Below are 26,312 nucleotides of genomic sequence, written 5' to 3'. Positions count from 1 at the left end.
TCGGCGTGACGGCACCCACCCACCTGAGTCTTCGCCATCCCTCGAAGATCGGGGTTCCCAGCCACGTAGCACCCGGGTTCGACTCACCCGACCACGTCGACGGCCCAGTTGACGAGTCCGAGCGCGACGAGGACGGCCCCCTCGGCGCGAGTGAGTTCGCGGCCGGACCACAACAACACGGTCGCGACGGCGACGAGCACGAGCAGCCAGACGGAGCTCTCGACGGCCGCGGCGGCGACGGACAGCGGTTGGATCGACGCCGCGAGTCCCAAGACCCCGAGCGTGTTGAAGATGGAGCTCCCGACGAGGTTGCCGGCCGAGAGCCCGGCCGCACCGCGACGAGCGGCCGCGACGCTGGTGGCGAACTCCGGCGCAGAGGTGCCGGCGGCGACGACGGTGACGCCGATCAGCCACTCCGAGAGCCCGGCGACCCGCGCCAGCGCCGCCGCCGACTCGACGAGCAAGTGTGCGCCGGCGACGACCGACGCCAACCCGACGACGGTCCAGAACAGGTCCCGGAGCCACGTCGTGTCCGGCGGCGCCCCCGCGGCGGTTTCGCCGGACGCCTCGTCGGACACGTCGGTGGACGGGTCCACGGTGGCCGGCGCCACGGCCGCCTCGGGTACTGTCGCTGCGTCGTCGACCGCCGAGACGACCGGCCGTTCGCGGTCGGTGGAGACGACCACCAGGAGGTACGCGACCAGCGAGCCGAACAACACCACGCCCTCGACGCGGCCGACACGGAGGTCGCGGACGACCCACACCAACACCAGTGTCGTGGCGACGAGGACGACGCCGTCGCGGCGGACGAGGTCCCCGTGGGTCGGCAGCGTGCGGACGAGCGCGACCGCACCCAAGACGATCCCGAGGTTGAACACGTTCGAGCCGACGACGTTCGCGACCGCCACGTCTGCTCGTCCGCCGAGCGCGGCGTCGACGGTCACCGCGAACTCCGGCGCGGACGTCCCGAACGCCACCACCGTGAGACCGATCACGAGCCCCGAGAGGCCGGCACGACCGGCGAGACGACTCGCACCGGCGACGAACCGAGCGGCACCCCACCCGAGGGCGGCGACCGCGACGACGACCAGCACCACGTCGACACCGACCGAGAGGAGGCTCACGGACGCACGTCGGCCGGGTCGGGTAAGTAACCGCCCGTCTCGGACGTGGCCCGATCCCGGCCGCTCGACACGCCGGTCCGTCCTGGCCCCGCCCGACGGCACACCGGTGCGTCCGCTGTACTCCCGACGGTACGCCGGTACGTTCTCGTGGGGGCCGGCCGACGGGACCGTGTGAGCACTCTCGCCACCGCCGCCAGTGTCGGTGCAGTCGTCGTGTTGACGCTCCTCAGTGCGTTCTTCTCCAGCAGCGAGACGGCGGTCTTCTCGCTGTCGGACGAGACGGCCGCCGAGATCGGCGGGACGCGTGGGGAGCGACTGCGGGAGCTCAGGGCGGATCCACACCGCCTGCTCGTGACGCTGCTCGTCGGGAACAACGTCGTCAACGTCGCCATCGCGACGCTGACGACCGCACTCCTCGTCGACCGGCTCCCGGAGGGGCTCGGCGTGTTGGTCGCCACCGGCGTCGTGAGCGTCCTCGTGTTGATCGTCGGCGAGATCGTCCCGAAGTCGTACGGCCTCGGGAACGCACGCGAGTGGGCCGGCACCGTCGCCGGACCGATCTCGCTCGTCGAGCGGCTGCTGTACCCGCTCGTGGTCGTGTTCGACCTCGTCACTCGGCGGATCGGTGCGGTGCTGGGCGGTGCAGGTGTCGAAACGGCGTACGAGGAGGGCGACGGTGACGCGGCGGTGTCGGGAGGCGACGAGAGCGGTGGATCGTGACGGACGGTGGGGGTTCTGTATCGCGTATGTAGATTTACCGAGGCGGAGGCGACTCCGACCCCGTGGTCACCGAGACCCGCGGCAGACTGGCGTCTGCGTTTCGATCTCGAGTCGCTCCACACGCCGACTCCGGTCGCCGTGTGTCTCGACCCGTCACGTTCCGACTACGGTGACTCCGTTCTGGTATCTCGTCGCTCCGTGGCCTGCTTCTCGCATTCTGGATTCCGGTGCCTCGTGTCTCGATTCCCGTGACTGCACTCCCCGGTCTCTCGGCTCGTGCCGAACTCGAGACTCTGGTGTCGCGTGTGGCCGGACGGCCGGGACCACGCTGGGCCTCGCGAGCTCGTCTCGACCCCAGACCCGACCACGTTCGCCACGTCCACACCCGTCCAGTCCTGTCCCGTCCGCGTGGTAGTCGAACCGGCCGACACCACCGTCGTCTCCACGGCGCTACCGGTCGACTCGCTCGCCCACCTCCGCACGGAGTGTCGAGGGGTTACCCGGTGCTCGGCCGGCCGCCGGCCACCGGCGTGAACGCGTGGATCGCTCCGTCCACCGCACGGACGACACGTCGACTGCCGAGACGTGTCGCTCTACGGGACACACCCCCAGTGACGACGTTGACGAGGGCGGTTCTCCCAGGGCCGAACCGGCCGGTGCCCGCTGGGCGGTGAGCCGACGGGCGAGAGAGGAGCGAGTCGACCCCCGAGCCAGTACCCTGCGTCCCCGAGTCGCTCGTATCTCCGGGCCCACCCTCGACCGAGCGGCCACTCGGCGACCGGCGGCCCGACCCCGATCGGAACCGCCGCCGTCGGGCGGTCCCCGAGAGCGTAGTAAACTAGAGAGCGGTATATCGAACCGGCCCGTCACGACCCACCGGTGGCTCGTGACCGTCGACGGTAGTGGACGCGACACGCGAGGGCGTCCACGACCCTGCCCGCGCCCACAGATCCAAGCCGTTCGGCACCGACACTCGCGTGTGACACACGACGGTTCCGGAGACGACTCGTCCCGGCGGGACGCGGCCACCTCGGAGGAGCACGACGGGAACGCGACGACCCGACGCGACGAGGGGGTGACGACGAGCGAGGACGCGACCACGGCACTCGCACCCGAGGAGGCGTTCGCCGCGTTGGGTCACGAGGCGCGCACGGCGACACTGGAGACGCTCGCGGACGCGGACGAGCCGTTGGCGTTCTCCGAGGTGTACGCCGGCGTCCCGCTGGACGACTCGGCGCAGTTCAACTACCACCTCGACAGGCTCCGCGGCCACTTCGTGGACCAGACCGACGCGGGGTACACGCTCACCGCGGCCGGCCGCCGCGTCGTCGAGGCGACGCTGTCGGGTGCGATCACGGCCGACCCCTCGTTCGACCGCGTCGAGATCGACCACGACTGCCCGTACTGTGGCGCCACCGTCACCGTCGCGTACCGCGACGAGAAGCTCCTCAGTTTCTGTCCGGACTGTGGCGGGACGTACGACTCGATCAAAGGGGAACGCGAGCCGCCGGCGCCGGGGTACCTCGGCTACCAGCCGCTGCCGCCGGCCGGCGTCGACGGCCGGTCGCCAGCGGAGGCGCGTGCGGCCGCACACGTCTGGAACGTCAGCGACCAGGTCGCCGTCTCTCGTGGGGTGTGTCCGCGGTGTGCCGCCGACATCGACGTGTGGGTGCGCGTGTGTGACGCCCACGAGTCCGAGTCACCCGCGTCTGCGTCGGACGACGGCCGACCAGTCTGTTCGGCGTGTGGGAACCGTCACGCCGCGATGCACACCGCCGAGTGTCCGCGGTGTACCTACCGACAAGGTGGGGTGTTGCCGGTCGCGCTGCTCGCGGACGACGCACTCCTGTCGTTCCTGCTCGATCACGGGCTGAACCCGCTGTCCCAGACCGGCGGCGGTCACCAGTTCGACACCGTCCTCCTCGGCTACGAGGAGACGGTCCGGTCACACGAGCCGGTCGAGGTCGCACTCACCTTCGAGCTGGACGGGGAGACGCTCACGCTCGTCGTCGACGACACGCCGACGGTGACGGCGGCGACGCGGTCCGACACGACGGAGTGACAGCGTGGCAACTCGCTGAAATGGATTTCAGCGAGCACTCAACAGGCTCGAAGCGCTGGCTCTCGACGTGACCGAGCACACGTACACGCTGTCGGAGACGCTGCCGGAACCGGCACGGTTCGTCGAACTCCGTCGAGCGGTCGACGTGCCGCCACGGTCGGTGGACGCGGCCGAACGCGGTCTCCCGGAGAGTCTGTACGGGGTCTCCGCCGTTCACGAGCCGAGCGGCGAGACGGTCGGGATGGCGCGCGTCGTGGGCGACGGGGCGACCGTGTTCCACGTCTGTGACGTGGTCGTTCACCCCGACCACCAACGGCGTGGGCTGGGGACGCGACTCGTGGACGCCGTCGTCTCGTACCTCGCCGCGAACGCGCCCGACGGCGCGTACGTCAACCTCCTGTCGGACGTCGACGGCTTCTACGAGCACTGGGGATTCGAGGAGACGGCCCCGACCTCGAAGGGGATGGTCGTCCCCACCGGCGACCGCGACTGGGGTGGACGGGTGGAGCACACCGACGGAGACGGTCGAGAGTGAGCGACCGCTCTCCTCGACACGGTTTCTCGGCGCGTCACTCGCTCGCGAACTTCCCGGGAGCCCGCGACCAGTCCCACGACTCGTACTGGAGCCGTGGCTCGGCGTCCGCCGGCACGGCGTCGTACCGCTGCAGGAACGCAACGGGGTCCGCGAAGTCGCCGGGGTACCACCGGAACGGCGCCGGGACGGTGACGACGCCCGCGTCCGGGTCGTACTCGACCGTCGCGTCGAGGTAGCCCGCGGTCGCCAGATCCAGTTGCGTGTCGATCTCGCCCGGGTCGTAGTAGCGGATCGGCGGACAGCTGGCCGCGCCACAGTTGAGCGCGAAGTGGATCCGCGGGTCGACACTCGCCAGGCGGTAGCGGCGCTCGAACGCGTCGACGGAGACGACCGGCAGCCGCGGGAGGTAGCCGAGGCCGTACTTCGACTGCGAGCCGCGCAGGATGCCGTGTTCGATGTCGTCGAGACTCAGCCACTCGCCGTCGATCTCGAGCCACTCGTACCCGAAGAACCGCACCCCGCGCAGGCGACTCTCGTACCGCTCGGGCTCGCGAGCGAGCAACACCTGCGTGCCGGCGTTGTACAGCGTGAGCCAGAACGCCAGCGCCGTCGCGCGATCCTCGCGGACCGGCGCCAGCGCGGTCGACGACAACGCCGCCAACTCGGCGAGCGCCTCGTCGACGCCCGCCCCGTCGATCACCGCCTCGTCGGCACTCGTGTCGGCAGCGCCGTCGCCACTCGTGTCGGCGGCACCGTCGCCACTCGTATCGGCAGCGCCGTCGCCACTCGTGCCGGTGGCGCCGTCGGCGGCGCCGCTCCGTCGCGTCGCGTCGAGGAGTCGTCTGGCGACCGCCACCGGAGACCGATCGGGCTCCTCGTGGGCGGTGTGGTGGTCGGCGGTCTCGGCGGTGCTCGTGGTGTCTGCCGCCGTCGACGCCGTCGCCCGTTCGCTCTCGCGCACGCCGCGACGTACGGGCGCCCGGATCAAAACGTCGTCGCGGTCCGTCGCGGTGGACGGACAGCACCACTCGTGGTGGGTGTCCCACTCTCCAGCCTCGTCCGGTCTCCTCCACCGTCGTTCGATCTCCTCCGGTTTTTGTCTAGCCCGTCCGTCTCAGTCGCCCCGCTCGGCACGGACCAGGACGATCGACCCGGCGTTGTAGGTGTCGACACTCACCGTCTCGAACCGGTCGCGGAGCGTCGCGACCAGGTCGACACTCGGCACCCAGTCGGTGAGTCGCCGCGAGATCGGGACGGTGAGGGCGTCGATCGCGCGCAACGGGCCGTCGGCGAACGGTCGCGCGTCCAACACGACGTAGCGGCCGCCGGGGTGGAGTGCGGCGTGGACGGCGTCGACCGCGGCTGCCGGCTCCGGGACGGCCGACAGCGCCATCGCGGAGTACGCGCCGTCGAGTGTGCCGTCGGGGACGGGGAGCCGTCGCCCGTCACCGCGCACGACGGACACGGTGTCGTCGCTCGCCGTCCGCGCCGCCGCAGCGGTCGTCATCCCCTCGCTGGCGTCGAGTCCGAGGACGTGGCCGTCGGGTCCGACGGCGGCCGCGAGGTGTGGCAACGCCCGTCCGTCGCCACAGCCGAGTTCCAGCAGTCGCTCGCCGGGCGCCGGAGCGAGTGCGTCGCGTGCACGGTCTCGGAACGTCGACTCCCGCCCGAGGAACGACAGCGCGTACAGGAGTCGCATCGCTCGCGGGTGGCGACTCCACCAGTCGTACACGCTCGTCTGGAGCGGTCTCGTGGCTGGGTGCTCGACAGTGTGGTGATCGCGCTCCGTCGAGAGGTGGGTCACTGTATCCGCGGTGGTCGCGTAGCGACTTCGGGTTTGCTCCTCCTCGGGCTGGTTCGGTCCCGTGACAGCTTCAAACCCCACAACGGGTTCATCTGGAACGAATTCTTCTGTGATCCGGTCCTCACAGATCACGACGCTTCAACCCCACAATGGGTTCATCTGGAACAGGTGGCTGATCGTGAGCGCGTCACCAGACACAGAGTTTCAACCCCACAACGGGTTCATCTGGAACCGCCTCACGCGCTCAGGACCGGGAAACCTCACCCGGCTTCAACCCCACAACGGGTTCATCTGGAACCAGGAAGCTGATGATCAGCACGAGCGCGATCACGACGCTTCAACCCCACAACGGGTTCGTCTGGAACCCTCGGCTTCCTCGATGTAGCCGGCCACCGACTGCCGGCTTCAACCCCACAACGGGTTCGTCTGGAACCGGTGTCGGACCGCTCGGCAGAGACGCCGTCGAAGATGGCTTCAACCCCACAACGGGTTCGTCTGGAACCATCGCGATTGCGTGGGCAGGACTGCTCGCGGCCGCCGGCTTCAACCCCACAACGGGTTCGTCTGGAACGCTACTTCTCGCTCCCTCGTGGCGAGTTCCCGGCAGGCTTCAACCCCACAACGGGTTCGTCTGGAACCTCCACGGGACGACGACCCGGCTGTCCATCTGGCTGCTTCAACCCCACAACGGGTTCGTCTGGAACGCAACCCCGAGGGTAATGCTCGTCTGACCCATCAGCTTCAACCCCACAACGGGTTCGTCTGGAACCGTGCCCAGTTCGGGCACTTAAGCGGCCCTACTACCGCATCCCAGCTAACTGTTTCCGTCGACCCACAATCACCCCCACGACCCTCGGGGGTCGACGGAAACTGCACCCGGTCGACCACACCGAACCACCCGTCGGGCACGCCGAACGACGCCGACACACGACTCGCCACACACCAGGAGACGTTTGCGATCCCTGCACGGATGGTGTGGATTTAACTGTCGGGTGGTCGTGAAACGACGACGAGAACAGTCGCCGCCGCCGGCGACGCGACGCGGACACCACAGATGGAACCGGAGCGGTCGCGACGTGTCCACCCGGAGTGGACGGCGGCGACGACACACGACGGAGGTGCCCTCCCGTGAACGACCAACCGACCCGACAGATCGACCGCCGCGACGCACTCGGCTTGCTGGGGGCGAGTCTGGTGCCGACGGTCGGTCATGGCAGCGACGACGGTGGCACAGTGCGCCTGCCGACACTGGCGAGTCCGGACGGCGTCGAACGGTGGCGCCACGTGCCGGCGGCGTGGAACGAACACCGACTGCGGGCACGACGAGCGCGGAACCGCGTGGCCGACCGACTGCTCGGGACGGCCGGCGTCGTCGACGTGGGACTCCGCGCCGGGACCGAACGGTACGGCGGCCGTCGCGGGTTCGCGATCGACGTCGGTGTCCGCGACGACGGGAGTTCCGGCGGCAAGGGCGGCGGCGCGAGCGGTGCGGCGTCGGCGGTCGCCGCCGAACTCCCGGCACGTGTCGACGGCGTGCCGGTGGAGACGAGCAGTCGTGGCGACTACCCCACGGCGCTGTGTCACCGTCACGAGTACGACGCCGTCGCCGGTGGGCTCCGCGTCGGCGACGGCCCCGACGGCCCCGTCGGCTCGACCGGGTGGCCGGTGCGCCACGGGGGAGAGCGGCGACTGCTCTCGGCCGACCACGTGTTCGACGACGAGACGGTGTACGGCGACGAGTCCGACGGCGACCTCCAGCGGATCGGCCGTGTCGCGAGTCGCGAGTCGCCGACCGACACGGCGGTCCTCGAGACGGATCGGACGGTGGACAACGAGATCCGTGGGGAGTACGACACCTACGAGATCGCCGGCTGGGTGACGGAGTCCGGGATCGCGACGCGCGTGACCGACCCGTTCGACGGCTACCGGACGATGGGAACGGTCACCGGCGAGACCACCGGTGGACTCGGGAAGTACCACGTCGACGCCGGCTACCACTCGGAACTGCCCTCGTTCGACGGGCACGGGGTCCGCGGGAGCGCCGCCGCCGCACCGGGTGACTCCGGCGGCGTCGCGTTCACCCTGGTCGACGGCGACGCCTACCTCGTCTCGCTCGTCACTCACGGCGACCCGACTGCCGGCCGTGGGACACCCGGCGACAACTGCGCGGACGCGACGGCGTACCGTGTCAGCCTCGGGACGGCCGCGTACCACCTCGACGCCTCCGGCTACGAGGTGCTGGGCGAGCCGCTGTAGCGGGCGGGAACTCGGGTTTCGGAGCGATCCACCTCGTGCCGCACGGCCGCCACCTCACCGCTCGGGAAGTCGGTCGGAGAGGTGATCGCGGTGCCGCCAGAGTGCCAGTGTACACAGTGCCGTCGCGGCGACGAGGAACAGTGCGCCACCCGGCGAGAGGAACAGCGTCGGCGTCGCCGCCACACTCCCGGAGGAGTCGAGCGCCAGGGCGGACTCCGTCGGGCGGGGTGAGACCACCCGCGCGAGGAGTTCGTCGACGGCCAGACTCGCGAGGCCGACGACCGCCAACCCGCCGACGAGTCGTGCGAGGGTGTCGCGGATCGAGGAACTGGTCGTCTCGTCGTCGGAGACGACGATCGCCAGCGACTCGACTGCGGGAGCGTACACGTCCATCTCCCGGCGTTTCTCGGAGTACCTGACCGAGGAGACCTCGACGAGGTCCGCCTCCTGGAGGATGCCGAGGTGGTAGTCGACGTTCTGGACCGACGTGTCGAGCGTCTCCGCCAGCTCCGTCTCCGTCCGCGGCGACTCGTACAGCGCCCGCAACAGCTCGCGACGCGTGTCGTTCGAGAGCGTCTCGAACACGTCCCCACACTCGTCGTCGAGCCCCACGACTCTCACCTCCTCGCTGGGTGCCCACTCCTCGTCTGTGTCGCGCGGAAAGAGACTGCTCACACGTACACCTCGGGGAAACCCGGTAAATATCTCTTGGTTGTTCAAACGTGTCTTTGAGCCTGTCCCGTCGTGGTGGTCGAGGGACGCGAGGACACCCGTACCGACCGACTTATCGGCGGCGACACCCTGTAGTCGGTCGATGGGCGACCCGACGGAGACGCTGGAGACGGAGAACGTCGTCGCCTCGACGAGTGTCGGGCAGGAGTTGGACCTCTTGGAGTTGGCGATGGACCTGCCCGGAGCGGACTACGATCCCGAACAGTTCCCGGGACTCGTCTACCGACTGGACGACCCCGACTGTGCGACACTGTTGTTCCGTTCGGGGAAGGTGGTCGTCACCGGCGCGGCGTCGGTCGCGGCGGCGCACGAGGCCGTCCGCGAGGTGTTCGACCGTCTCGCCGACCTGGAGATTCCCGTTGCGGACGAGCCAGCGCCGACGATCCAGAACGTCGTCACCTCCGCCGACGTGGAGACCACGCTCAACCTCGAGGCGGTCGCCATCGGGCTGGGACTCGAGCAGATCGAGTACGAGCCGGAACAGTTCCCGGGACTCGTCTACCGCATGGAGACGCCGGACGTGGTGACACTGCTGTTCGGCTCCGGGAAGGTGGTCGTCACCGGCGCGACCAGCCACGAAGACGCCGCGACCGCCGTCGAAGGTGTGACCGAACGGTTGACCGAACTCGGGTTGGTGGGGTGAGTCGTGTCCGAACCGCTCTCCGCCGCGATCACCCCACTCCAGTTGGGTGGTGTCCGCGTCGTCGGCGGCTTCCTCGTGATCGCGACACTGTCGACGCTGTTGGCCAACACGGCCGTCTACTACGTCACCGGCGAGGTGGACCTGCCGCGGGCGATCGTCCCCGGGGTCGCCATGACCGTCGTCGGTCTCGGCGCCGCACTCCTGCCGACGCTCGCCGTCGTCGTCGCGGCGCTGGTCGTCGACTTCGTCGTCGTGAGCGTCGTCTACGAGTTCGACCGGCGGCGGACCGCGATGGTGACGGCCGCACACTTCACGCTGATCGTCGTCGTCGCGTACCTCGTCAACAGTCTGTTGGCGATCTACCAGACGGCACCGATCTGAGCCGCGTCGAGAGAGTCGTCCACTCGTAGGACGCGTTCACTCGTCTCTGGGTGCCCGCTCGCGGGAGACCCGTCTGCGGACCCGCGTCCGCACACCCGAGTCTCGATCAGGCCACCCCTCACATCCCCATGTCGCTGGCGGGGTCCGGCACCGGCAGGGAGTTCGGGGAGACGCCGAGCAGTTCCGCGGCGTGGTCCAGCGCCATGTCGAAGCCGTAGTAGCGTTCCAGTTCGTCGCCGTCGGCCGTCGGCCGCACCTTCAGCATGGCGTACCCCTCGACGTTCTGTGCGACCGCGGCGGTCCGCCCGTCGCGGCGGAAGGTGAGCAGTCGTTCCGTCTCCGTCTCCTCGTAGCTGGCCGTGATCCCGTCGGCCTCGACCGTCGTCGGCTCCTCGGACATAGACACCGGTACGGGTGCGAGACAGTCGAAGGTTCCGCCTCTCCGAGTCGTCCGGTCGACAGTCGTCGCCTGTCGAGTCGGTGCGGCCACTCGGCCCGCGAGCGACTGCGAGCCCGACGGACGACCGCGATCGGACGAGCGACCGCGAGCCGACGGCTGGTCGAGTGAGGACCCGAGTATGAGTGTGGACGACCGGTGTTGCCCGGGAGTTCCCGCGCGGGGAGTCCCAGTTGCCTCCTCCACCCCGCGACCCGACGAGCGACCGGCGTCCGGAGGTGGGCTGCTCGCTTCCGCGCCTGACCCGGTGTCTCCGACGAACCACGGGTACACACCCCTGCGGGTGTGCCGCCGTGGACCGCTGTCCCCGCCGGACGAGGTTTCGACGTCGGCTCCCGGGGCCCACGTGGGGCGTCCCGGACGCCGCCGGCGTTCGGTCCCCGCTGAAGACTACCTCACGGGTGGAGGGCAGGGCCTAACTGCCCGACCTAGTCCGTGCAGGTCTACTCCGGGTCTCCGTAAGTGCCTTTCGGACCACGGACGGCGTCGGGCCGGTCGCGTCGTGCGGTTCCGGGCCCGGCGTCAGGTGGACTTCCGCCGCGTTCCGAGCCCGGTCCCGGTCGGCTACGACACGGGACTACAACACGGCACGGGCGTAGACACCCGCGCTCGCCGGGAGGAGACCGGTGAGGCCGACGACGAGCCAGCGGTGCCACGACATCCACGCCGCCGAGAAGGAGAAGACGTTCCCCTGGTCGACGGACAGCGCCCACACCAGCGCGAACGCCACCGTCGCCAGCCCCCCGACGAGTGCGATCCCGGCGACCGTGTCGGGTGGCGTCCGCTCTTGGAGTCCCGAGAGGAAGACGATCACCAACAACACCGCGAGGAACGCGACGGCACCGACGCCGAGTGGCCCGTCGCTGTAGTAGACCCCGAGTCCCGTCCCCGGATCGGAGAGGAGCAGGTACGGCGCGGCCAACGCCCCGAGGACGAGGAGACAGGCGGCGACCCCCGCCGTCGGCGCGGCGTCTGTCGTGTCCATACCCGGACGCTACCACTCCCGACACTTGAACGGTTCCAGTTCCGTCGGCGACTCGCGACGGACAACTCGGGGAACCGTCTCGTGGTGGACGATCCCGGACGAGTCTCACCCGTAGCGGACGACGCCGACGGGCGCAGACTCGTGACGACTCCCCTGTGAACGGGACCCACACGGAGCGGAACGTCCGGGAGGTTGATCCCGTGGCGGCCCCAGACAACCGACGATGACCGACGGTCCCGCGGGGGAGTCGCCCGCGTCGGAGACACCCGACCCGTTCGACCCGTTCGGGCAGGTGGCCGCGCTGCCGCGGGACACGCTGGTGCTCTCGGTCGCGATGTTCGCGTTCTCGCTTGGGTTCCAGGCGACCGGTCGCTACCTCCCGCAGTACCTCGCCGTGTTGGGGGCCTCCAGCCTCACCATCGGACTGTACGGGAGTCTCGGGAACCTGATCTCGGCGGTGTTCCCGTACCCCGGCGGCGCACTGTCCGACCGGATCGGCTCGCGGGCGGCGCTGACACTGTTCGGCGTCGCCTCGACCGCCGGCTTCCTCGTCTGGTGGGTCGCCGGTGACCTCGCGTCCGTGCCGCTCGGGCCGCTCGTCGTCGGTGGCGTGACCCTGGAGACGAACCTCGCGGTGGTCACCCTGTTCGTCGGCCTGTTCCTCTCGCAGGGGTGGAAGTCGTTCGGGCTCGGCGCGACGTTCGCGGTCGTGAAACAGTCCGTCGCACCCGAACACCTCGCCGCGGGGTTCGCGGCGACGGAGACGTTCCGCCGGACCGCGTTCCTCCTCGGCCCGCTCGTCGCCGCGGCGATCCTCGCGGTGTACAGCTTCGACGTCGGATTTCGACTCCTCCTCCTGCTCGCGGCGCTCGTCGGCGGCGTCGCGACCGTCGCCCAACACGTGCTGTACGACGCCACGAACGACTCGTTGGGCGACTCTTTCGACGGGCTGGCGACGATCCGCGAGGACCTACGCTCGTTGCCCTCGCCGTTGCGGCCGCTGCTCGTCGGGGACACCCTCGTCCGCTTCGCCAACGGGATGGTGTACGTGTTCTTCGTCCGCGTCGTCGTCGACTTCCGTGCGGTCGGCGCGACGCTGCCGGTCGTCGGACGGCTCGCACCCGAGGCGTACTTCGGGGTGTTGTTGGCCGTCGAGATGGCCGTCGCGCTCGTGACGATGGCGCCGGTCGCCAGACTCGCCGAGCGGGTGGGACTGGTCCCGGTCGTCGGACTCGGCTTCGCGGTGTACGCCGTCTTCCCCGCCGTGATCGTCGCCGCACCCGCCGACGCGGCCGTCTACGCGCTGTTGTTCGCCGGCTCGGGGCTCCGGTTCGCCGGGCTGCCGGCCCACAAGGCGCTGATCGTCGGGCCTGCCGAGGCGGACGCCGGCGGGCGCGTGACGGGGTCGTACTACCTCGTGCGGAACGCGGTCACGATCCCGAGTGCCGCCGTCGGCGGGTGGCTGTACGGTGTCGATCCGCGACTCGCGTTCGGCCTCGCGACCGTCGTCGGGCTCGTGGGGACGGGGTACTTCCTCCTCCGCGGCGAGGAGTTCGCGGCGTACGCCTGACCACCCGTGGTGGCCGCCGGGCGACGCCGGACCGGCACACCCCGCGGCACGGAGGAGAACTGGAGGCTCGGGCGGAGTCGGAGACGCTTTGAGCCCGAGGGCCCAACGAGGGGTGTGAGCGACGCAGAGATCCCAGACCGGCCGCCGTCCGGCGGGTTGGTGGCGGTCCTCGACGTGCGGCGCAACGCGGCGGTCGGCGTCGCGAGTGGCCTCGCACTCGCCGCGCTCGTGTACGTCGTCCGGGTGTTCGAGCTGTTGGGACCGGTCGGAGCCGGTCGCTCGTACCCGGTCGTCGGCGCGGCCGGCTGGTTCCTCGTCTTGGGGTTCGTCCTCGCCGTGACGACGGCGTTGCTGGTGACGACGCTGCTGACGGCGGTGCGTGCCTACCGCCTCGCGACCGCCGAGTGAGGCGGCGTGGAGAGAACCGCGGAGTCGAGTGGGGTAGCGGCCAGGGAGTCGCGGAGTCGAGTGAGGCAGCGTCGGGTGAGTCGACACCGGGGGAGCTGGGGAGTCGCGACGAACTTCGGCAACGTGAAGGGAGAGCCGGCTCTCGGTCCCGACGAGATGAGCGACGAGTACGGGACCGGCGACGAGGATCGGGGGTCGTCAGCCCACCCGAACCGGGGGTCGACCGGCGACGGGAACCGTGGGTCGTCCGCCGACGACGACGCGGCCGGCACCGAGAGCGAGCCGGCACGTGGTGAAGGTGCCCCGGACCTGTCGGAGCTCGCCGACGAACTGGCCGAACTCCGGTCGGAACTCGACGCCGTGGAGGACCGAACCGTCGAGAAGCCGGCGCTGGAGGCCGAACTCAAACGGTACGTCCGGGCGCGGATGCGACGCGGACGCGCCCGTGGTTGGGGACCGTACCTCGTGTTGCTGTACGGGACGATCATGACCGTCGCCGCGTTCCGGTTCCTCGACGGCTGGTTCGCCATCGGCGCGATGCTGATCCTCTTCCTGTCGACGCTGGGGCTGTACACGCTGTTCGTGCTGGTCGGCGTCGGACTGAACCTCCTCTCCGTGCCGAGTCGTGCCGCCGACGCGATCCGCCGTCGGAGGTGACGCCGGTGACGGGGGTGCTCGACGCGACGCTGACCGACGCGCCGGGGTGGCTGACCGTCGCCGCCGCGGTCCTCACGCAGGCCGGCGACCCGTGGTTCCTGTTCCTCCTGGCGACGCTCGGCTACTGGCTCGCGCCCCCGGTCACGGCCGAACCGCGGCGCGTCGGGGCGGCGCTGGTCGCCGTCGGCCTGGGTGCGCTGGCGGTCGCGTTGGGTGCGAAGGCGGTCGTCGCGGTCCCGCGGCCCCCCGGCGCGGCGACGGCGACGGTACCCGGGTGGCTCCCGCCGCCACTCGCGAGTGTCGTTCGGTCGGCCGCCAGCGACACCGGCTACGGGTTCCCGTCCGGCCACGCCGTCGGCGCGGCGGCGGTGTACGGCGCGCTCGCGGCGTTCCTCGACGTGGGGACGCGGCGACGGCGCTGGCTCGCGGCGGGTGGCATCGTCGCCGTCGTCGCGGCGACGCGCGTCCTGCTCGGCCTCCACACCGTCGGCGACGTGCTCGGCGGCGTCGCGATCGGCGCGGCGACGCTGTGGCTGCTCGTCCGGGCCGGTCGCCCGGGGCTCCGGCCGCGCCCGGATCGCGTGTTCTTCCTCGCGGCGCTGCTGGCGCTGGTCGCGGTCGTCGCGGGTGTCTTCGTCGGCGGGGTCGGTAGTGACGGCCGGACGACGGTGGGTGCGGCGGTGGCGTTCGGCGGCGGACTCGGCGGGTACGCCGTCTGGCGAGCACGTGGGACGGAGCCGGAGCCGGTCGGCCCGCTCGCGGCGCTCGCCGGGCTGGTCGTCGTCGGCACCCCGTTCGCGTACGCCGGTGTCGTCGTCACGAGTGGGCTCCCGGTCGTGTTCGGCGTGTTCCCCGACACGGTGCCGCTGCGTGCGGTGGTCGGCGCCGCGAGCGCCGGTGTCTCCGTCGCGCTCGTCGTCGCCTGGCCGACGCTCGTGCGGTGGGGGCGCGAGGAGTGGCGCGCCGTGCGGGCGGGGTGAGTGTCCCAAGGGGCGGTGCCGACACCGGTGAGTCGTCGGAAACCGCCAGCGTCAACCCCACGGGTTCCCGAGCGGCGAGTCCGTGATCGACGAACTCGTCGACACCTGGCGGCTCGCCGACGCGCGGCTGTTCGCGGCCGACCTCGACCGCGACGACCACTCGCCGACGGACGTGCCGGCGGCACTGGAGACCGCACTCGACCACCTCGCCGTCGAGACCGACGACCCGGCGGGGTACGCCGTCCCGCTGTTCGACGCGACGACGCCGACGCCCACCTCGGAGTACGTCGTCTACAGACCCGAGGCCAGCCAGGTCGGCTGGCTCGACACCGGCTTCGGCGTCTCCGGCACCGTCCGGTTCACCGACGCCGACGACCACGCGCGGACGGAACTGGGTCACCGACTCCGGTTCTGGGTCCCGGCAGAACGCCCCGGCGTCGCCACCACGGTCTCGGAGGACGACCTCCCGCCACGGCACGTCGACCCCGTCGATCCGCTCGACGAGGCTGCCACGACGGCGTGGTTCGACGAGGTGGCGGCGGCCGTCCGCGACGAGCGCGACCGCGAGCGGGCGGGCGCTCGCGAGGCGTACGAGCGCCGCGACGTGGGTCGACGACGACGCGACGACGAGACCGTCGGTCCGTTCCGACTCGCTGGCGCGGTTCGAGACGGCGCGGCGTCGGGGCGTGGGGGTGTCGACGCGTCGCGTGCCGGCGGTGACGGCTCTCGGGACGGCGACTCGCGACACGGCGAGTCGCGGCACGGCGACTCACGATACGGGGACGCGGACGAACGAGCGACGGGTGCCGCCTACCGCTACCGACTCGCGGACGTGCCGGCCGAGCGCGTCGACCTCCGCGCGGCGGGACTGTTCGCGGGCGACTGGTGTCTCGCGGACGCCGACGGGGAGGGGTTCCCGGTGCCGGTGCGACTCGCGGCGGTCGAGGACCCACGGGTGACGATCCACCCGGACTGGGACGCGGTGAGCGACGCGGTGGTGGACCGTCTCGCCGCGTCACTCGCGGACGGCGTCGACCTCTGGCTCGCGCCGCTCGTCACGCCGGTGCCGTACGAGCGCCGGCTCGACGGGGTCGCGGCGGTTCGCGAGACCCCCGCGAAGCGCGCGCTGGTCGCCGGTCGCGACGCGCTGTCGTTCTCCGCGAACCGCTTCGACCTCCCCGAGACGGCGGTCGATCTCGACCGTCACCAACACGACGCGCTGGTGTGGGCCGACGGCGCAGACGACCTCGCCCTGTTGCACGGGCCGCCGGGGACGGGGAAGACGCGGACACTCACTGCGACCGTCCTGGCGGCCGTCGAGAAGGGGCAGTCCGTGCTCGTGACGGCCCACTCGAACCAGGCCGTCGACAACCTGCTCGTCGGGGAGTCCACGCCGGGCGAACCGGCACCGGACACGCTCCACGCGGCCGCCGAGCGCGGCGACCTCTCGCTGGCGCGCGTCGGTCGCAACTCGTCGAACCCGGTCGTCGAGCGGTCGTACGTCGGCGAGTCGGTCGCCGCTGCGGACGTGGTGGCGGCGACGACGAGCGGCGCGGCGCAGTTCGACCGGAGCCGGTTCGACCTCGCGGTCGTCGACGAGGCGACACAGGCGAGTCGCGCCGCGACGCTGATCGTCCTCGCTCGCGCCGAGAAGCTCGTGTTGGCGGGCGATCACCGCCAACTCCCGCCGTACGCGGCCGGCGAGTCGGCGGCGACGGACCGACTCCGGCCGTCGCTGTTCGAGACGCTGCTGGACCGGTACGGCGCGGACGCGGCGGTGTCGCTCCGCCGTCAGTACCGGATGCACCCCGCGATCGCCGCCTTCCCGAGCGAGCAGTTCTACGACGGGTGGCTGGAGACGGCCGCGGACGCCGAGCGGACCGTCGGCGACCTGCCGCCGCTCGCGGGTGTCGACGTGGCCGGGGGGGAGCGCCCTCACGGCACCGAGTCGTACGCCAACGACCGCGAGGCTGCGGTCGTCTGTCGCGAGGTGCGACGACTGTTGGAGGCGGGGCTCGATCCGGGCTCGATCGCGGTGATCACGCCGTACTCCGGACAGCGCGCCGTCTGCCGCGACCGACTCGGCGAGGAGGGGCTCCTCGACGGGAGCGGCGTAGCTGCCGGCAGCGAGCGCGACACGGCGGCCGCCGACCGGTACGGCACGGACACCGACGACGGGACGGTGGCGGTCGACACGGTCGACGCGTTCCAGGGGAGCGAGCGGGCCGCGGTGGTAGTGTCGTTCGTCCGGAGCAACCCGAGCGCGGCCAGTGGGTTCCTCACGTTCCCGGCGGCCGGACCACGACGGCTGAACGTCGCACTCACCCGGGCGCGGCGGCGGCTCGTCCTGGTCGGCGACTGGGCGAGACTCGGGACCGTCGGTGACGACCGCGATCACGCGGAGAGTGCGGCCGACGTGTACGCTGCGCTGGCCGATCACCTGCGCGACCGCGACGCGATGCGGTCCGCGGAGTAGTCGTCGCCGCGTCTACGGACTGGAGTCGAGCGTCGTCAGCGTCGTCAGCGTCGTCAGCGTCGTCGCGGCGAGGATCAGGCGCGGTCGCCGACGACCCACTTGTGGGAGTAGCTGGTGCCACACGAACAGTGTGCGTAGGCGTGGACCACGTCACCCTCGGCGTAGAGGCCACCGACGCCCGGGTTCTCCTCCTCGGCGAAGGCGAACGCGAACTCGACGGCGTGAGGGCCGTCGGCGTCCGTCGCCGGACAGTCGCCACCGTTGAGGTGGCGGTTGATCTGCCCGTCGGTGTTCATCGCCGTCTGTGCGAACTCCACCGCGTCCATCCCCGTGCCGGAGGCGAACGCGCGACGGCCCTTCTCCCCCTCGACGACGAGGACGACCCCGCCGTCGACGGCCTCGCCGAGCTCGGCCAGCCGCCCCTCCGTGTCGAGGTAGTCGTCCGCGAGGAAGATCGCTACGTCCGCCAGCCGCTCGCCGGCGAGGAACGCCGTCAGTGCGCCGCCGTCGCCGTCGTCGGTCTCGTCCATACACCCGGTGGCCGGTCCAGCGTCAAAAACGCTGTTCGTCGCGGTCGGCGACGGCGGGAGTAGCCTCGCCGACGGCAGACACGACCTCGTCACCGAACCGAGCGCGTCGGTGACGGAGGGCGCTACTCCTCGGCCGTCGAGTCGTCCTCGTCGTCCGCGTCCGTCGTCGCGTCCGTTCCCGCGTCGTCCGTCGTGTCCGTCTCCGCGTCGGCTGCCGACTCCTCCGTGTCCGTCTCTTCTGTCGACTCGGCCGCGTCCGCGTCGGCGTCCTCGGAACCGATGTCGATCGTCACCGGGTCACCGCCGTCGCTGTCGACGCTCACGTCCGCGAGGTCGCCGCCCACGTCTGGTGTCGGCAGGTCGCCGTCGCCGCGGCGACCCAACACGTCGCCGACGAGGTAGCCGACCGCGCCACCGACACCGGCAGACAGCCCGGCCGCGAACGGCCCGCGACGACCGCCGAGCACGGCGCCGACGACGGCACCGACACCCGCGGCACGCTGTCTGAGCCGGTCGTCTGCGGCGTCTGCGAGCAACGGCTCGATGGTCTCGTCTTCGCTCATACGACTCCGTTCGCCGTCGACGTACTTGAGGGTAGCCGTCTCGGGCACGTCGCAGTACGTACACCGATCGGCGCGCCGCGGTACGCACTGTCGAGGGCGACACCACCCGCTCGCGTCCCATCAGCCGTCGAGGTCGCGTGCGATGTCGCGGAGCCCGGTGTCCGGGCGGTCGAGGATATCGTAGACGGCGCGCTCCCCGGGCGCGCGGAGCCCGTAGTGGAAGCCGGGGTCGAGTTCGTCGAGTTCGACCGCGTCCCCCCGCTCGCGGTCGGCCGCACGGCACCACTCGACGAGCCGGTTCGGTACGTCCGCGGGTGCGACGCTGTCGTCGCGGCCGTCGATCACGGCGAGGTCGCCGCCGGTGTCGTACGCGCCACGGATCACCGGCCCGTCGGCGCCACCCTCCACGCGAGCGTGACACACGTCACCGTCGAGAACGAGTCTGATCCGGTCGCCGGCCGCGAGCGCGGCCGCGTCGGGCACCGCCAGTGCCGGGAGTCGCGTCCCACCGGAGCGCACGAGGTGCGTGCGGTGGCTCGCGACTGCCGGTGCGTCGCTGGCGATGCGGTCCGCCATCTACCTCACTCGTCGTCTTCGTCGGCGTCCTCGTCGTCGTCCAGCGCGTCCGCGAGCGACCCGCCGTCGACGACGCTGGCGTTGACCTGCGCCGTCTCCTCGGAGATCTCACGCCCGCGGACGGTGACGCGCTTGCGTTCGCCGTCGCGAGACGGCTCGTAGCCGACGCCACCCTCCAGCAGCAACTCCTTCAGCGAGTCGCCCGCCACGTCCTCGCGCATCGGCCGCCCGGCGTCGTCGGACCCACCGGTCAGCGCCAGCGTGTAGCCGTCGAGTCCGACGGCACCGCCGTCGACCTCCTCGCCGAGTTCCCGACCGAGGAAACGGTTGGCGTCCTGTCCTTCGACCTCGAACTGTCGCGTGTCGCCGGTGTCGTCGCCGACGACGACGTCGAACTCTGCCATTACCCCGACAGTCACCGTCTCGGCGCAAAAGGGCGTCGATACCGTCCCCGTCCGTCACCCCGACGCAGACGGCGGCTCCCGGTCGTGTGGAGGCCAGCCTTCCGTCGGGACCCGGCCTCTCGTGTCGGGGGCCGCGGCCTCACTCCTCGGCGGGTGCGACGCCGCGGCGCGAGCCAGCCACGTCGAGGTCCACGTCCAACTCCGCGAGGACCTCCTCCGCCTCCTCGCGTTTCTCCTGGTGGTCTTCGAGGAACTCCCGCATCAACTCGGCCGCCTGCTCCTTGCAGCCGCCACAGAGTCGCTCGCCGCCGGCACACTCGTCGTACACCCGTTGGGCGAACTCGTCGTCGTCCTGCGAGAGGAGGTAGGCGTACAGTTCGTAGACGGGACACTCGTCCGGCTTCCCGCCCTTCTCGCGTTGCTCCTCCGCCGTCGTCCGACCGCCGGTGGTGGCGGCCTTCACCTTGTCGTAGCCGTCCTCGGGGTCGTCCAACAGCGAGATGTGACTCGCCGGCACCGACGAGGACATCTTCCCGCCCGTGAGCCCGGTCATGAACCGGTGGTAGAGCGAGGAGGGGGCGACGAAGCCGTACCCACCCGCGTCGATCTCCACCTCGCGGGCGAGCGCCTCGGCCTCGGCGGCGTCCATCTCGAAGGCGTCGACGTGGGCGTCGAACACCCGCTTCTCGCCGTCGACGGCCTCGATCAAGGCCTCGAAGGCCTCGTCGTTCGCGTTGCGGTCGAGGAACCGCACACGCGGTCGCAGCGGCTCCATCCCCGCGTTCTCGAGCTTCTCGACGACGCGGTCGCGGGCACCGGCACGTGTCTCGGCGATCGCGTCGTCGTCGGCACCGACGGGACGGTCCGCGAGCCACGCGGCGGCACCCTCACACCGCGGCCGCTCCGGCTCGTCGGCCCACGTCTCGCGGGCGTCGTACGCTTCTCGGAGGAGCGCACGCTCGGCGGCGTCGGCCTCGAAGCTCGCGAACGCTTCGGTCACCTTGAAGTAGCGCATCCGCGCCGCCAGGTCGCGTGCGAGGCGGACGTGTGGGTCCTGGTCCGGCCCGACGGGGATCACGGTCGGCTTCGGCTCGTCCAGTTGCGGGTAGAGGATGTCCGCCATCTGGGTGACGACCGACTGCATGTGCGAGACGCTGGTCTCGCCGTCGAACCCGTAGATCGACTCGAACTCCGCGAAGCGGGCGTGCCCGCCGAGTTCGAAGGCCAGATCCTGGAGGCGGTCGTTCGTGGACTGGCGGTACAGCTCCCCCTCCTCTGCGTCGAAGCCGAGCGCGATCAGCGACAGCAGGTAGTCGCGGGCGTGTTCGTCGATCTCCGCCCACGAGAGGCCGCGGGCGGCGTGGGCCTCCAAGTCCGCGATCAGTCCGTAGGCGTCGGCCCCCTGCCGTTGGTGCCAGATCAGCTCGTCGAACACGAGCTTGTGGCCGATGTGGGGGTCGCCGGTGGGCATGAACCCGGACAGTGCGGCGGCGGGCTCGTCGTTCGCCAGCGCCCGCGCCACCGGGCCGTAGTTCCGGTGGCCGAAGATCACGCGGCGCCGCATCAGGTAGTGCGGGTCCGGGACCTCGTCTAACACCTCGCGGAAGTCCTCGATCCCGAACTCCGCGAAGAGGTTCTCGTAGTCGCCCACCGTCGCCGAGCCCCAGGGGTCGAGCGTGACACCCTCCGTGTCCGTGCCGCCGTCGGTCACCGGGCGACGACGCGGTGTCGCGGCCGTCTCGCGCCACCACGCGCCCGACTGGTCGGGATCGTCGTCGGGCTGTGCCTCCTCGGGTGGCGCGTCTCGGTCGCGCATGAGCGTCAGTTCGTTCCGCGGTCGGAGGCAAAAGCGTTCGCTTGCCGTGTCGTGGTCTCTCGTGGACACCGAGCCCTCACGGCGTCAGCCGCCCCACGGTGAGCCACCGGTGGTCGCCGTCGTCCGCCAGCGCGAACACCATCCGTTTGCGGACGCCGCCGGCCAGTCGCACGTCGAGGGCGAGTTCGCGCGGGTGGAAGGCGTGATCGGCCGGGAGCACCCGCACCAGTGCCTCCGAGTGGGGCAACTCCGCGACGCTGGGCACGTCGTCGTACGTCCGGAAGTCCGCGCCGAACTTGTACCCCGTCTTCGGCACGACGCCGTCCTCGCGCAGGGCGCGGTACACCGACAGCCGGCGGTCGAACCGCTCGCCCTCCACCGTCCGGCCGCGCTCGCGTACCGCCGCCGGATCGAGGTCGACGGCCCCGCGTGCCGCGAGGTCCGCCGCCTCGACGAGCGACAACTGGAGGGCATCGACGACGGCCGCCTCGCGCCCGGCGACCGGCTGGCCGTAGAACGCCGACTGGTACAACGCGGCGGGCGGGTCCCAACACACCGCGCGGTCGTCGAGCAACGTCGCGGCCACGCCGGACGGGAGGTCAGTCGTCGTCGCCCCCTCGAACCCGCCGCCGGCGGTACAGGTGAAGTAGCTCACGTCGCTCTCCTCGTCGACGACCGCGAGGGAGAGTCCGGCGAGGTCACGGGCGGGCAACTCGCGGCGTTCCCCAGCGACGAGCACGCGGTACGCGACCGCGCCGCCCGGTTCGGCGCCGCGTTCGTACACCGTCAGATCCGGGAGCGGGTCGGCGTCGTGGCCCGGCCAGCCGTCTCTGGCGGGCGAACAGTAGAAGCCGCGTTCCCGGAAGTCGGCGTACACGAGGAAGCGAGCCGCGAACCGCGGTTCGGCGTCGACGGCGTCGACGAAGAACTCGCGGAACCCGCGGCCGTCGACGCTGGCGAGGTCACCGCGGTACAGCAGGTGTGCGGCCTCAACGCGGGCGAGGTCGACGCCTTCCCCGCGCGGGCGACCGTAGCCGCTGGAGTCGAAGTACCGCTGTCTGGCGTCGGTGCCCCGGACCTCGACGACGCCGTCGCGGAGTGTGCCGTCCATGCTCGCTCCGCGGTCGCGCCGAGACTTACGCGCTGTGGTCCCGTCGGCGGCCGCGAGCGTGTCGTGCGGGGTGTCGGCGGTGCCGGCGGAGCTGTTCGGTGTGTCACACCCGGCGGTCACCGGCGTCTGTGACGTGAGCGAGAGAACGGAGAGAGAGTGGTCGTGGACGGCCCCCAGGCCGCCCACGGACACCGTGTGCCGTGTCGTGTCCCGTGTCCGGCCGTGTCGCCCCCAGACGACGCGGCCGAGTGGCGTGTGCGGGTCGCGGGTCGACCTGCCAGCTGTCGTGTGCCCCCCGTGCGACCCGCAGTCGCCCGCCCTCGGCGTGGCAGCCTCGTCATCGAGCGGGCGTGCGGGTCCGGCGTCCGGAGAGCGTGTCGCCACCGGTCGTGGCGACGACGAGTCCGTGGTTCGTGGTGTGTGGATCGCGATTCGCGGGTCGTGGTGTGTCGTGTGTGATCCGTGGTGTGTGGGTCGCGATTCGCGGGTCGTCGTGGAGGGCCACAGCGTCGGCGGGGTCGCGTACTACGACGGAGGGCCGCAGTGTCGGCGGGGTCCCCTATCCCAGTGGAGGGCCGTCGCGTCGGCGGGGTCACCCTGTCCACACTCGGGTGTCACCCACGATCGGGCGTGTGTCTCGCGTCGCCCGGCGGGTGCGAGTGAGCGTGGTCGCGGGTGTGGGAGGAGTCACCTCAGTTGCCGCCGGAGTTCCCCGGCGCGTCGCCGGAGTTTCCGGGCGCCTCACCGGAGTTGCCCGGTGTGTCCTCGTCGTCCTCGTCCTCGTCCTCGTCGTCCTCGTCTTCTTCCTCGTCGGCTTCGTCGGCCTCGTCGGCCTCGTCGGCCTCCTCCTCGCGCTCGTCTTCACTCTCGTCCTCGGACTCCGACTCCTCCTCCTCTTCCTCTTCCTCGTCGTCACCGACGGCGGCGTTCTCCTTCGCCTGCTCGCTGGCCTCCTCCGGGAGGTCACCGTCGTGGCCCGGCGCGTCCGCAGCCTCCTCGGGGAGGTCGTCGCCGTCCTCGTCGTCCTCCTCGTCGGCGTCGTCTTCCTCGTCGGCCACGCTGTACTCGTACTCCTCTTCGAGCAGCGTCAGCGAGCCGTCGTGGACCGCGTACTCCAGCTCGCCCGCGACGCCGTCACCGACGAGTTCGACCTCGAACGTCTCGTACTCGTCCTCGTCCGCCTCCTCGGACTCGTCCTCACTCTCGTCGTCCGCGTCCTCGGCGAGGTCGACGCCGGTCTCGTTCAGTGCGAACGTGACCGTCCCGTTCTCGTCGGTGGTACCGACGCGCTCGTCGTCGACGGAGACGTTCACGCCCGAGAGGGCACCACTGTCGCCGGTGACGACGAGCGTCACCGTGTCGTTGTCCAGTGTCGCGTCCACGTCCACGTCGGTCGCACCGGTGTCCGCGTTGCCGGCCACCGACGGGACGGCGGCCAGTCCACTCGTTCCGGCGGCGGCCGCGCCACCACCGGCGACGATCAGCATCAGTGCGGTCGCGATTGCTTTGATCGACATGCGAGTCGAGCCAGGAGCGGCCCACACAAGAGGGGGGTAGACGGTCGCACCGGATTTCGGACTCTCGGCGCCGCTTTTCGCCGTTTTCGACCCGTTTGCGCCGAGTTGCACGGCGTCGGCGGCCGGGGCCGTCGGCCAGACGCGAGAGTGGTCGCCGCGAGCACCGACCGCGACTCGCGCGACGAGTCGCCCCGCTCGTGGCAGGGGCCGTGTTCGAGTGGAGCGACGGCGTGTCTGGTGGACGCCACCTGCGACACTGACTACTCCCGGCTCGTCGCGACCTGGTGTCTACTCCCGGCTCGTCGTGACCTGGTGTCTACTCCCGGCTCGTCGTGACCTGGTGTCTACTCCCGGCTCGTCGCGACCGGGTGTCTACTCTCGACTCGTGGAGACCGCGTAGGCGTCGCCGTCGAAGACGACGCGGCGCGGCGACTCGTCGAACGCCGGGACCGCGTCACCGAGGCCGCCGTCGGCGGTCCGGAACAGGACCGTCGAGACGCCGTCGCCGAACCCGGAGAGCACACCGCGGAGGGCGCGGTACCGCTCGCGGTACAACTGCTCGGCGATCACGACCAGCCGGCCGTTCCCAGCCACGCCGACGCCGGTGTCGTCCGCGTCGTCGCCGTCGGGTGTGCCGTCGCCGGTCGGCGTGCCGTCGCCGCCCGTCTCGGTCGCCCCGGTGAGCCGCTCGGCACGGACCGTGACCCGGTAGTTTGAGGCGGGCACCGTCCCGTCGGCGTCGCGCCAGTCGCCGTCGCGGATCTCGACGCGGTCTCCGTCGGTCGACGACACCGCCTCCGACGGCGGCGAGACGGACAACGGCGGCGCGTCCACGTCGAACAGCGCGGCGACGCCGTCGCCGAAGGTCGCGTCGAAGGCGTACCGGCCCCCGCCGAGGTACGGGACGACGAGTTCGTCCGACCCGTGCCGGCCGTCGGCCGTCGCGTCGTCGTACGCGCCGTGGAACACGCGCAGGTCGTAGCGGTGTGTCTCCCCCGGACCGAGCGGCGTCAGCGGCATCGGGATCACCCACGGGTCGAGGAGGTGCCACCGGCCGTCGACCAGCTTGTGGACGCTCCAGTCGTGGTAGTTGCCGGGGAGCCGCTCCGTCGTGTGGTTGACGACCTCGAACGACACCGCACCGGGTGTCGCGACCTGCTCGGCGCTCGGCCGGAGGAACGTCGACGTGTCCCCGTCGGCGTTGTGGTACCAAGTGGTTCCGTCGCTCCCACCGCTCCCGTCGCTGCCGGGCAACGGCGGCGGACTGATGCCGGCGAACCGCGACTCGGCCGTCGGTCCCGGTGTCTCGGTGTTCCAGACGTGCAGCGTCAGCCCCGAGTCGTGGTCGAACTGGTAGGCCCCGGTCGCGAAGCCGGTTCGGTCCGCGTGGCCGAGGAGGTGGTACTCGCCGTACAGCGTCTCGCCCGGCCCGAGTTCGGTCGTCTCCGGGAGCGGGTCGGGTGTCTCCGTCGCCCGCCAGTAGCCGCGCGGGTCCCGCTCGGCGGGCGTCGCCGCGTCCGCGAGGTCGTGGGCCGCCGTCGGCGCGAGGTACAGTGTCGCCGGCCCACCGGCCTCGGCGGAGCGCCGGACGGACTGGACGGGCTCGAACAGCGGGATCTCCGTCAGGCGGAGCGTCTCCGTCCAGTCGTTCGGGTTCCCGAGGGTGGCACGGAGCACCGCCGGTCCCTCGGCGGTGGCGGTGCGTGCGAACCCCGCACGGAGTCGCAGCGAGTCGAGTCGCACGCCCGGCGCGGCGAGCGCGACCGTCCGCGGTCCGGTCTCGAAGGCGACGGCGCGGGTGTCGCCGACCCACGTCTCCGGGTCGCCGCGACCGCCGTCCGTCGCCGCCTGCGTCGCCGGAGTGGCGTCCGTCGCCGGCGTCTCCGTCGGCGTCTGTGTGTCGTCCGTCGGTGTCGTCGGGAGATCGCCGGGAGCCGTCCGGCCGCCACAGCCGGCGAGCCCGGCGGCGACTGCCGCGAGGAGGGCACGTCGTCGCACGAGTGGG

General features: G+C 71.2%; 25 protein-coding genes, 1 other RNA gene and 1 CRISPR repeat array. Of the genes, 11 read left to right on the top strand and 15 right to left on the bottom strand.

The features are described 5' to 3' along the window. Positions 1 to 83: 83 nt before the first annotated feature. Entirely contained in the window at positions 84 to 1,124 is a 1,041-nt protein-coding gene (locus tag RYH80_RS09245) for a calcium/sodium antiporter (RefSeq protein WP_370903575.1), read from the bottom strand. Positions 1,125 to 1,295: 171 nt separating this feature from the next. Here RYH80_RS09245 and RYH80_RS09240 point away from each other — a divergent pair, with 171 nt between their 5' ends. The 3 genes from RYH80_RS09240 (at position 1,296) to RYH80_RS09230 (ending at position 4,441) form a co-directional block, all read left to right on the top strand. After that, positions 1,296 to 1,844, top strand: coding sequence for a CNNM domain-containing protein (locus tag RYH80_RS09240; RefSeq protein WP_370903574.1), 549 nt, complete (start codon positions 1,296 to 1,298; stop codon positions 1,842 to 1,844). A gap of 979 nt (positions 1,845 to 2,823) precedes the next feature. Then, positions 2,824 to 3,906, top strand: a complete 1,083-nt coding sequence (locus RYH80_RS09235; RefSeq protein ID WP_370903573.1) for a DUF7351 domain-containing protein — start codon at positions 2,824 to 2,826, stop codon at positions 3,904 to 3,906. Positions 3,907 to 3,973: 67 nt separating this feature from the next. Then, complete coding sequence (locus RYH80_RS09230) at positions 3,974 to 4,441, top strand: GNAT family N-acetyltransferase (RefSeq protein ID WP_370903572.1); 468 nt, start codon at positions 3,974 to 3,976, stop codon at positions 4,439 to 4,441. A gap of 34 nt (positions 4,442 to 4,475) precedes the next feature. Here the strand turns inward: RYH80_RS09230 and RYH80_RS09225 are convergent, their stop codons facing one another. After that, a complete protein-coding gene (locus tag RYH80_RS09225) occupies positions 4,476 to 5,402 on the bottom strand; it encodes a DUF547 domain-containing protein (protein ID WP_370903571.1) in 927 nt (308 codons plus the stop codon). A 153-nt stretch (positions 5,403 to 5,555) separates the two neighbouring features. Continuing rightward, positions 5,556 to 6,245, bottom strand: a complete 690-nt coding sequence (locus RYH80_RS09220) for a methyltransferase domain-containing protein (RefSeq protein WP_370903570.1) — start codon at positions 6,243 to 6,245, stop codon at positions 5,556 to 5,558. Between the two features lie 68 nt (positions 6,246 to 6,313). Next, positions 6,314 to 7,014: direct repeats of the CRISPR family, unit length 31 nt; unit sequence GCTTCAACCCCACAACGGGTTCGTCTGGAAC. A 359-nt stretch (positions 7,015 to 7,373) separates the two neighbouring features. Between RYH80_RS09220 and RYH80_RS09215 the strand changes: the two genes are divergently transcribed. Next, positions 7,374 to 8,501 carry a hypothetical protein gene (locus tag RYH80_RS09215; protein WP_370903569.1) on the top strand — a complete coding sequence of 376 codons (1,128 nt, stop codon included), beginning with the start codon at positions 7,374 to 7,376 and terminating at the stop codon, positions 8,499 to 8,501. A 54-nt stretch (positions 8,502 to 8,555) separates the two neighbouring features. Here the strand turns inward: RYH80_RS09215 and RYH80_RS09210 are convergent, their stop codons facing one another. After that, positions 8,556 to 9,176 carry an ArsR/SmtB family transcription factor gene (locus tag RYH80_RS09210; RefSeq protein ID WP_370903568.1) on the bottom strand — a complete coding sequence of 207 codons (621 nt, stop codon included), beginning with the start codon at positions 9,174 to 9,176 and terminating at the stop codon, positions 8,556 to 8,558. Between the two features lie 139 nt (positions 9,177 to 9,315). Here RYH80_RS09210 and RYH80_RS09205 point away from each other — a divergent pair, with 139 nt between their 5' ends. Together RYH80_RS09205 and RYH80_RS09200 are read left to right on the top strand one after the other, a co-directional pair. Next, complete coding sequence (locus RYH80_RS09205) at positions 9,316 to 9,876, top strand: TATA-box-binding protein (RefSeq protein ID WP_370903567.1); 561 nt, start codon at positions 9,316 to 9,318, stop codon at positions 9,874 to 9,876. 3 nt (positions 9,877 to 9,879) lie between these two features. Continuing rightward, the gene (locus RYH80_RS09200; protein WP_370903566.1) at positions 9,880 to 10,257 is read left to right on the top strand and encodes a DUF7473 family protein; all 378 of its coding nucleotides are present in this window, start codon (positions 9,880 to 9,882) and stop codon (positions 10,255 to 10,257) included. 118 nt (positions 10,258 to 10,375) lie between these two features. Here the strand turns inward: RYH80_RS09200 and RYH80_RS09195 are convergent, their stop codons facing one another. The 3 genes from RYH80_RS09195 to RYH80_RS09185 form a co-directional block, all read right to left on the bottom strand. After that, positions 10,376 to 10,657 (bottom strand): DUF7111 family protein, encoded by a 282-nt coding sequence (locus tag RYH80_RS09195; RefSeq protein WP_370903565.1) that lies wholly within the window; start codon positions 10,655 to 10,657, stop codon positions 10,376 to 10,378. Between the two features lie 182 nt (positions 10,658 to 10,839). Further along, positions 10,840 to 11,153, bottom strand: an RNA gene (gene ffs, locus RYH80_RS09190) — signal recognition particle sRNA. Between the two features lie 138 nt (positions 11,154 to 11,291). Then, positions 11,292 to 11,699, bottom strand: coding sequence for a DUF7548 family protein (locus RYH80_RS09185; RefSeq protein ID WP_370903564.1), 408 nt, complete (start codon positions 11,697 to 11,699; stop codon positions 11,292 to 11,294). Between the two features lie 223 nt (positions 11,700 to 11,922). On the opposite strand from RYH80_RS09185, the gene RYH80_RS09180 reads away from it, so the two are divergent. The 5 genes from RYH80_RS09180 to RYH80_RS09160 all read left to right on the top strand — a co-directional run bounded on the left by RYH80_RS09180 (position 11,923) and on the right by RYH80_RS09160 (position 17,790). Continuing rightward, positions 11,923 to 13,269, top strand: a complete 1,347-nt coding sequence (locus RYH80_RS09180) for an MFS transporter (protein WP_370903563.1) — start codon at positions 11,923 to 11,925, stop codon at positions 13,267 to 13,269. A 114-nt stretch (positions 13,270 to 13,383) separates the two neighbouring features. Further along, positions 13,384 to 13,677, top strand: a complete 294-nt coding sequence (locus tag RYH80_RS09175; protein ID WP_370903561.1) for a DUF7536 family protein — start codon at positions 13,384 to 13,386, stop codon at positions 13,675 to 13,677. Between the two features lie 75 nt (positions 13,678 to 13,752). Next, positions 13,753 to 14,334, top strand: coding sequence for a hypothetical protein (locus RYH80_RS09170; protein WP_370903560.1), 582 nt, complete (start codon positions 13,753 to 13,755; stop codon positions 14,332 to 14,334). Between the two features lie 5 nt (positions 14,335 to 14,339). Continuing rightward, a complete protein-coding gene (locus RYH80_RS09165) occupies positions 14,340 to 15,314 on the top strand; it encodes a phosphatase PAP2 family protein (RefSeq protein WP_370903559.1) in 975 nt (324 codons plus the stop codon). Between the two features lie 82 nt (positions 15,315 to 15,396). Beyond that, complete coding sequence (locus tag RYH80_RS09160) at positions 15,397 to 17,790, top strand: AAA domain-containing protein (protein WP_370903558.1); 2,394 nt, start codon at positions 15,397 to 15,399, stop codon at positions 17,788 to 17,790. 74 nt (positions 17,791 to 17,864) lie between these two features. Here the strand turns inward: RYH80_RS09160 and RYH80_RS09155 are convergent, their stop codons facing one another. The 8 genes from RYH80_RS09155 to RYH80_RS09120 form a co-directional block, all read right to left on the bottom strand. Next, the gene (locus RYH80_RS09155) at positions 17,865 to 18,320 is read right to left on the bottom strand and encodes a DUF5807 family protein (RefSeq protein ID WP_370903557.1); all 456 of its coding nucleotides are present in this window, start codon (positions 18,318 to 18,320) and stop codon (positions 17,865 to 17,867) included. Between the two features lie 122 nt (positions 18,321 to 18,442). Then, positions 18,443 to 18,883: a hypothetical protein gene (locus tag RYH80_RS09150; RefSeq protein WP_370903556.1), complete on the bottom strand. Its 441-nt coding sequence runs from the start codon at positions 18,881 to 18,883 to the stop codon at positions 18,443 to 18,445. A 120-nt stretch (positions 18,884 to 19,003) separates the two neighbouring features. After that, positions 19,004 to 19,459 carry a DUF7112 family protein gene (locus RYH80_RS09145; protein ID WP_370903555.1) on the bottom strand — a complete coding sequence of 152 codons (456 nt, stop codon included), beginning with the start codon at positions 19,457 to 19,459 and terminating at the stop codon, positions 19,004 to 19,006. Between the two features lie 5 nt (positions 19,460 to 19,464). Next, entirely contained in the window at positions 19,465 to 19,863 is a 399-nt protein-coding gene (locus tag RYH80_RS09140) for a 30S ribosomal protein S6e (RefSeq protein ID WP_370903554.1), read from the bottom strand. Between the two features lie 139 nt (positions 19,864 to 20,002). Continuing rightward, complete coding sequence (locus RYH80_RS09135) at positions 20,003 to 21,679, bottom strand: tryptophan--tRNA ligase (protein WP_370903553.1); 1,677 nt, start codon at positions 21,677 to 21,679, stop codon at positions 20,003 to 20,005. A gap of 76 nt (positions 21,680 to 21,755) precedes the next feature. After that, positions 21,756 to 22,790 (bottom strand): tRNA-intron lyase, encoded by a 1,035-nt coding sequence (gene endA / locus RYH80_RS09130; RefSeq protein ID WP_370903552.1) that lies wholly within the window; start codon positions 22,788 to 22,790, stop codon positions 21,756 to 21,758. Between the two features lie 692 nt (positions 22,791 to 23,482). Next, positions 23,483 to 24,307 (bottom strand): hypothetical protein, encoded by an 825-nt coding sequence (locus RYH80_RS09125; RefSeq protein ID WP_370903551.1) that lies wholly within the window; start codon positions 24,305 to 24,307, stop codon positions 23,483 to 23,485. Positions 24,308 to 24,679: 372 nt separating this feature from the next. After that, positions 24,680 to 26,305: a hypothetical protein gene (locus RYH80_RS09120; RefSeq protein ID WP_370903550.1), complete on the bottom strand. Its 1,626-nt coding sequence runs from the start codon at positions 26,303 to 26,305 to the stop codon at positions 24,680 to 24,682. Positions 26,306 to 26,312: the final 7 nt, after the last annotated feature.

Source organism: Halobaculum sp. MBLA0147 (assembly GCF_041361345.1).
Classification (GTDB): Archaea; Halobacteriota; Halobacteria; order Halobacteriales; family Haloferacaceae; genus JAHENP01.
This window is presented reverse-complemented; position numbering and strand designations above follow the sequence as displayed.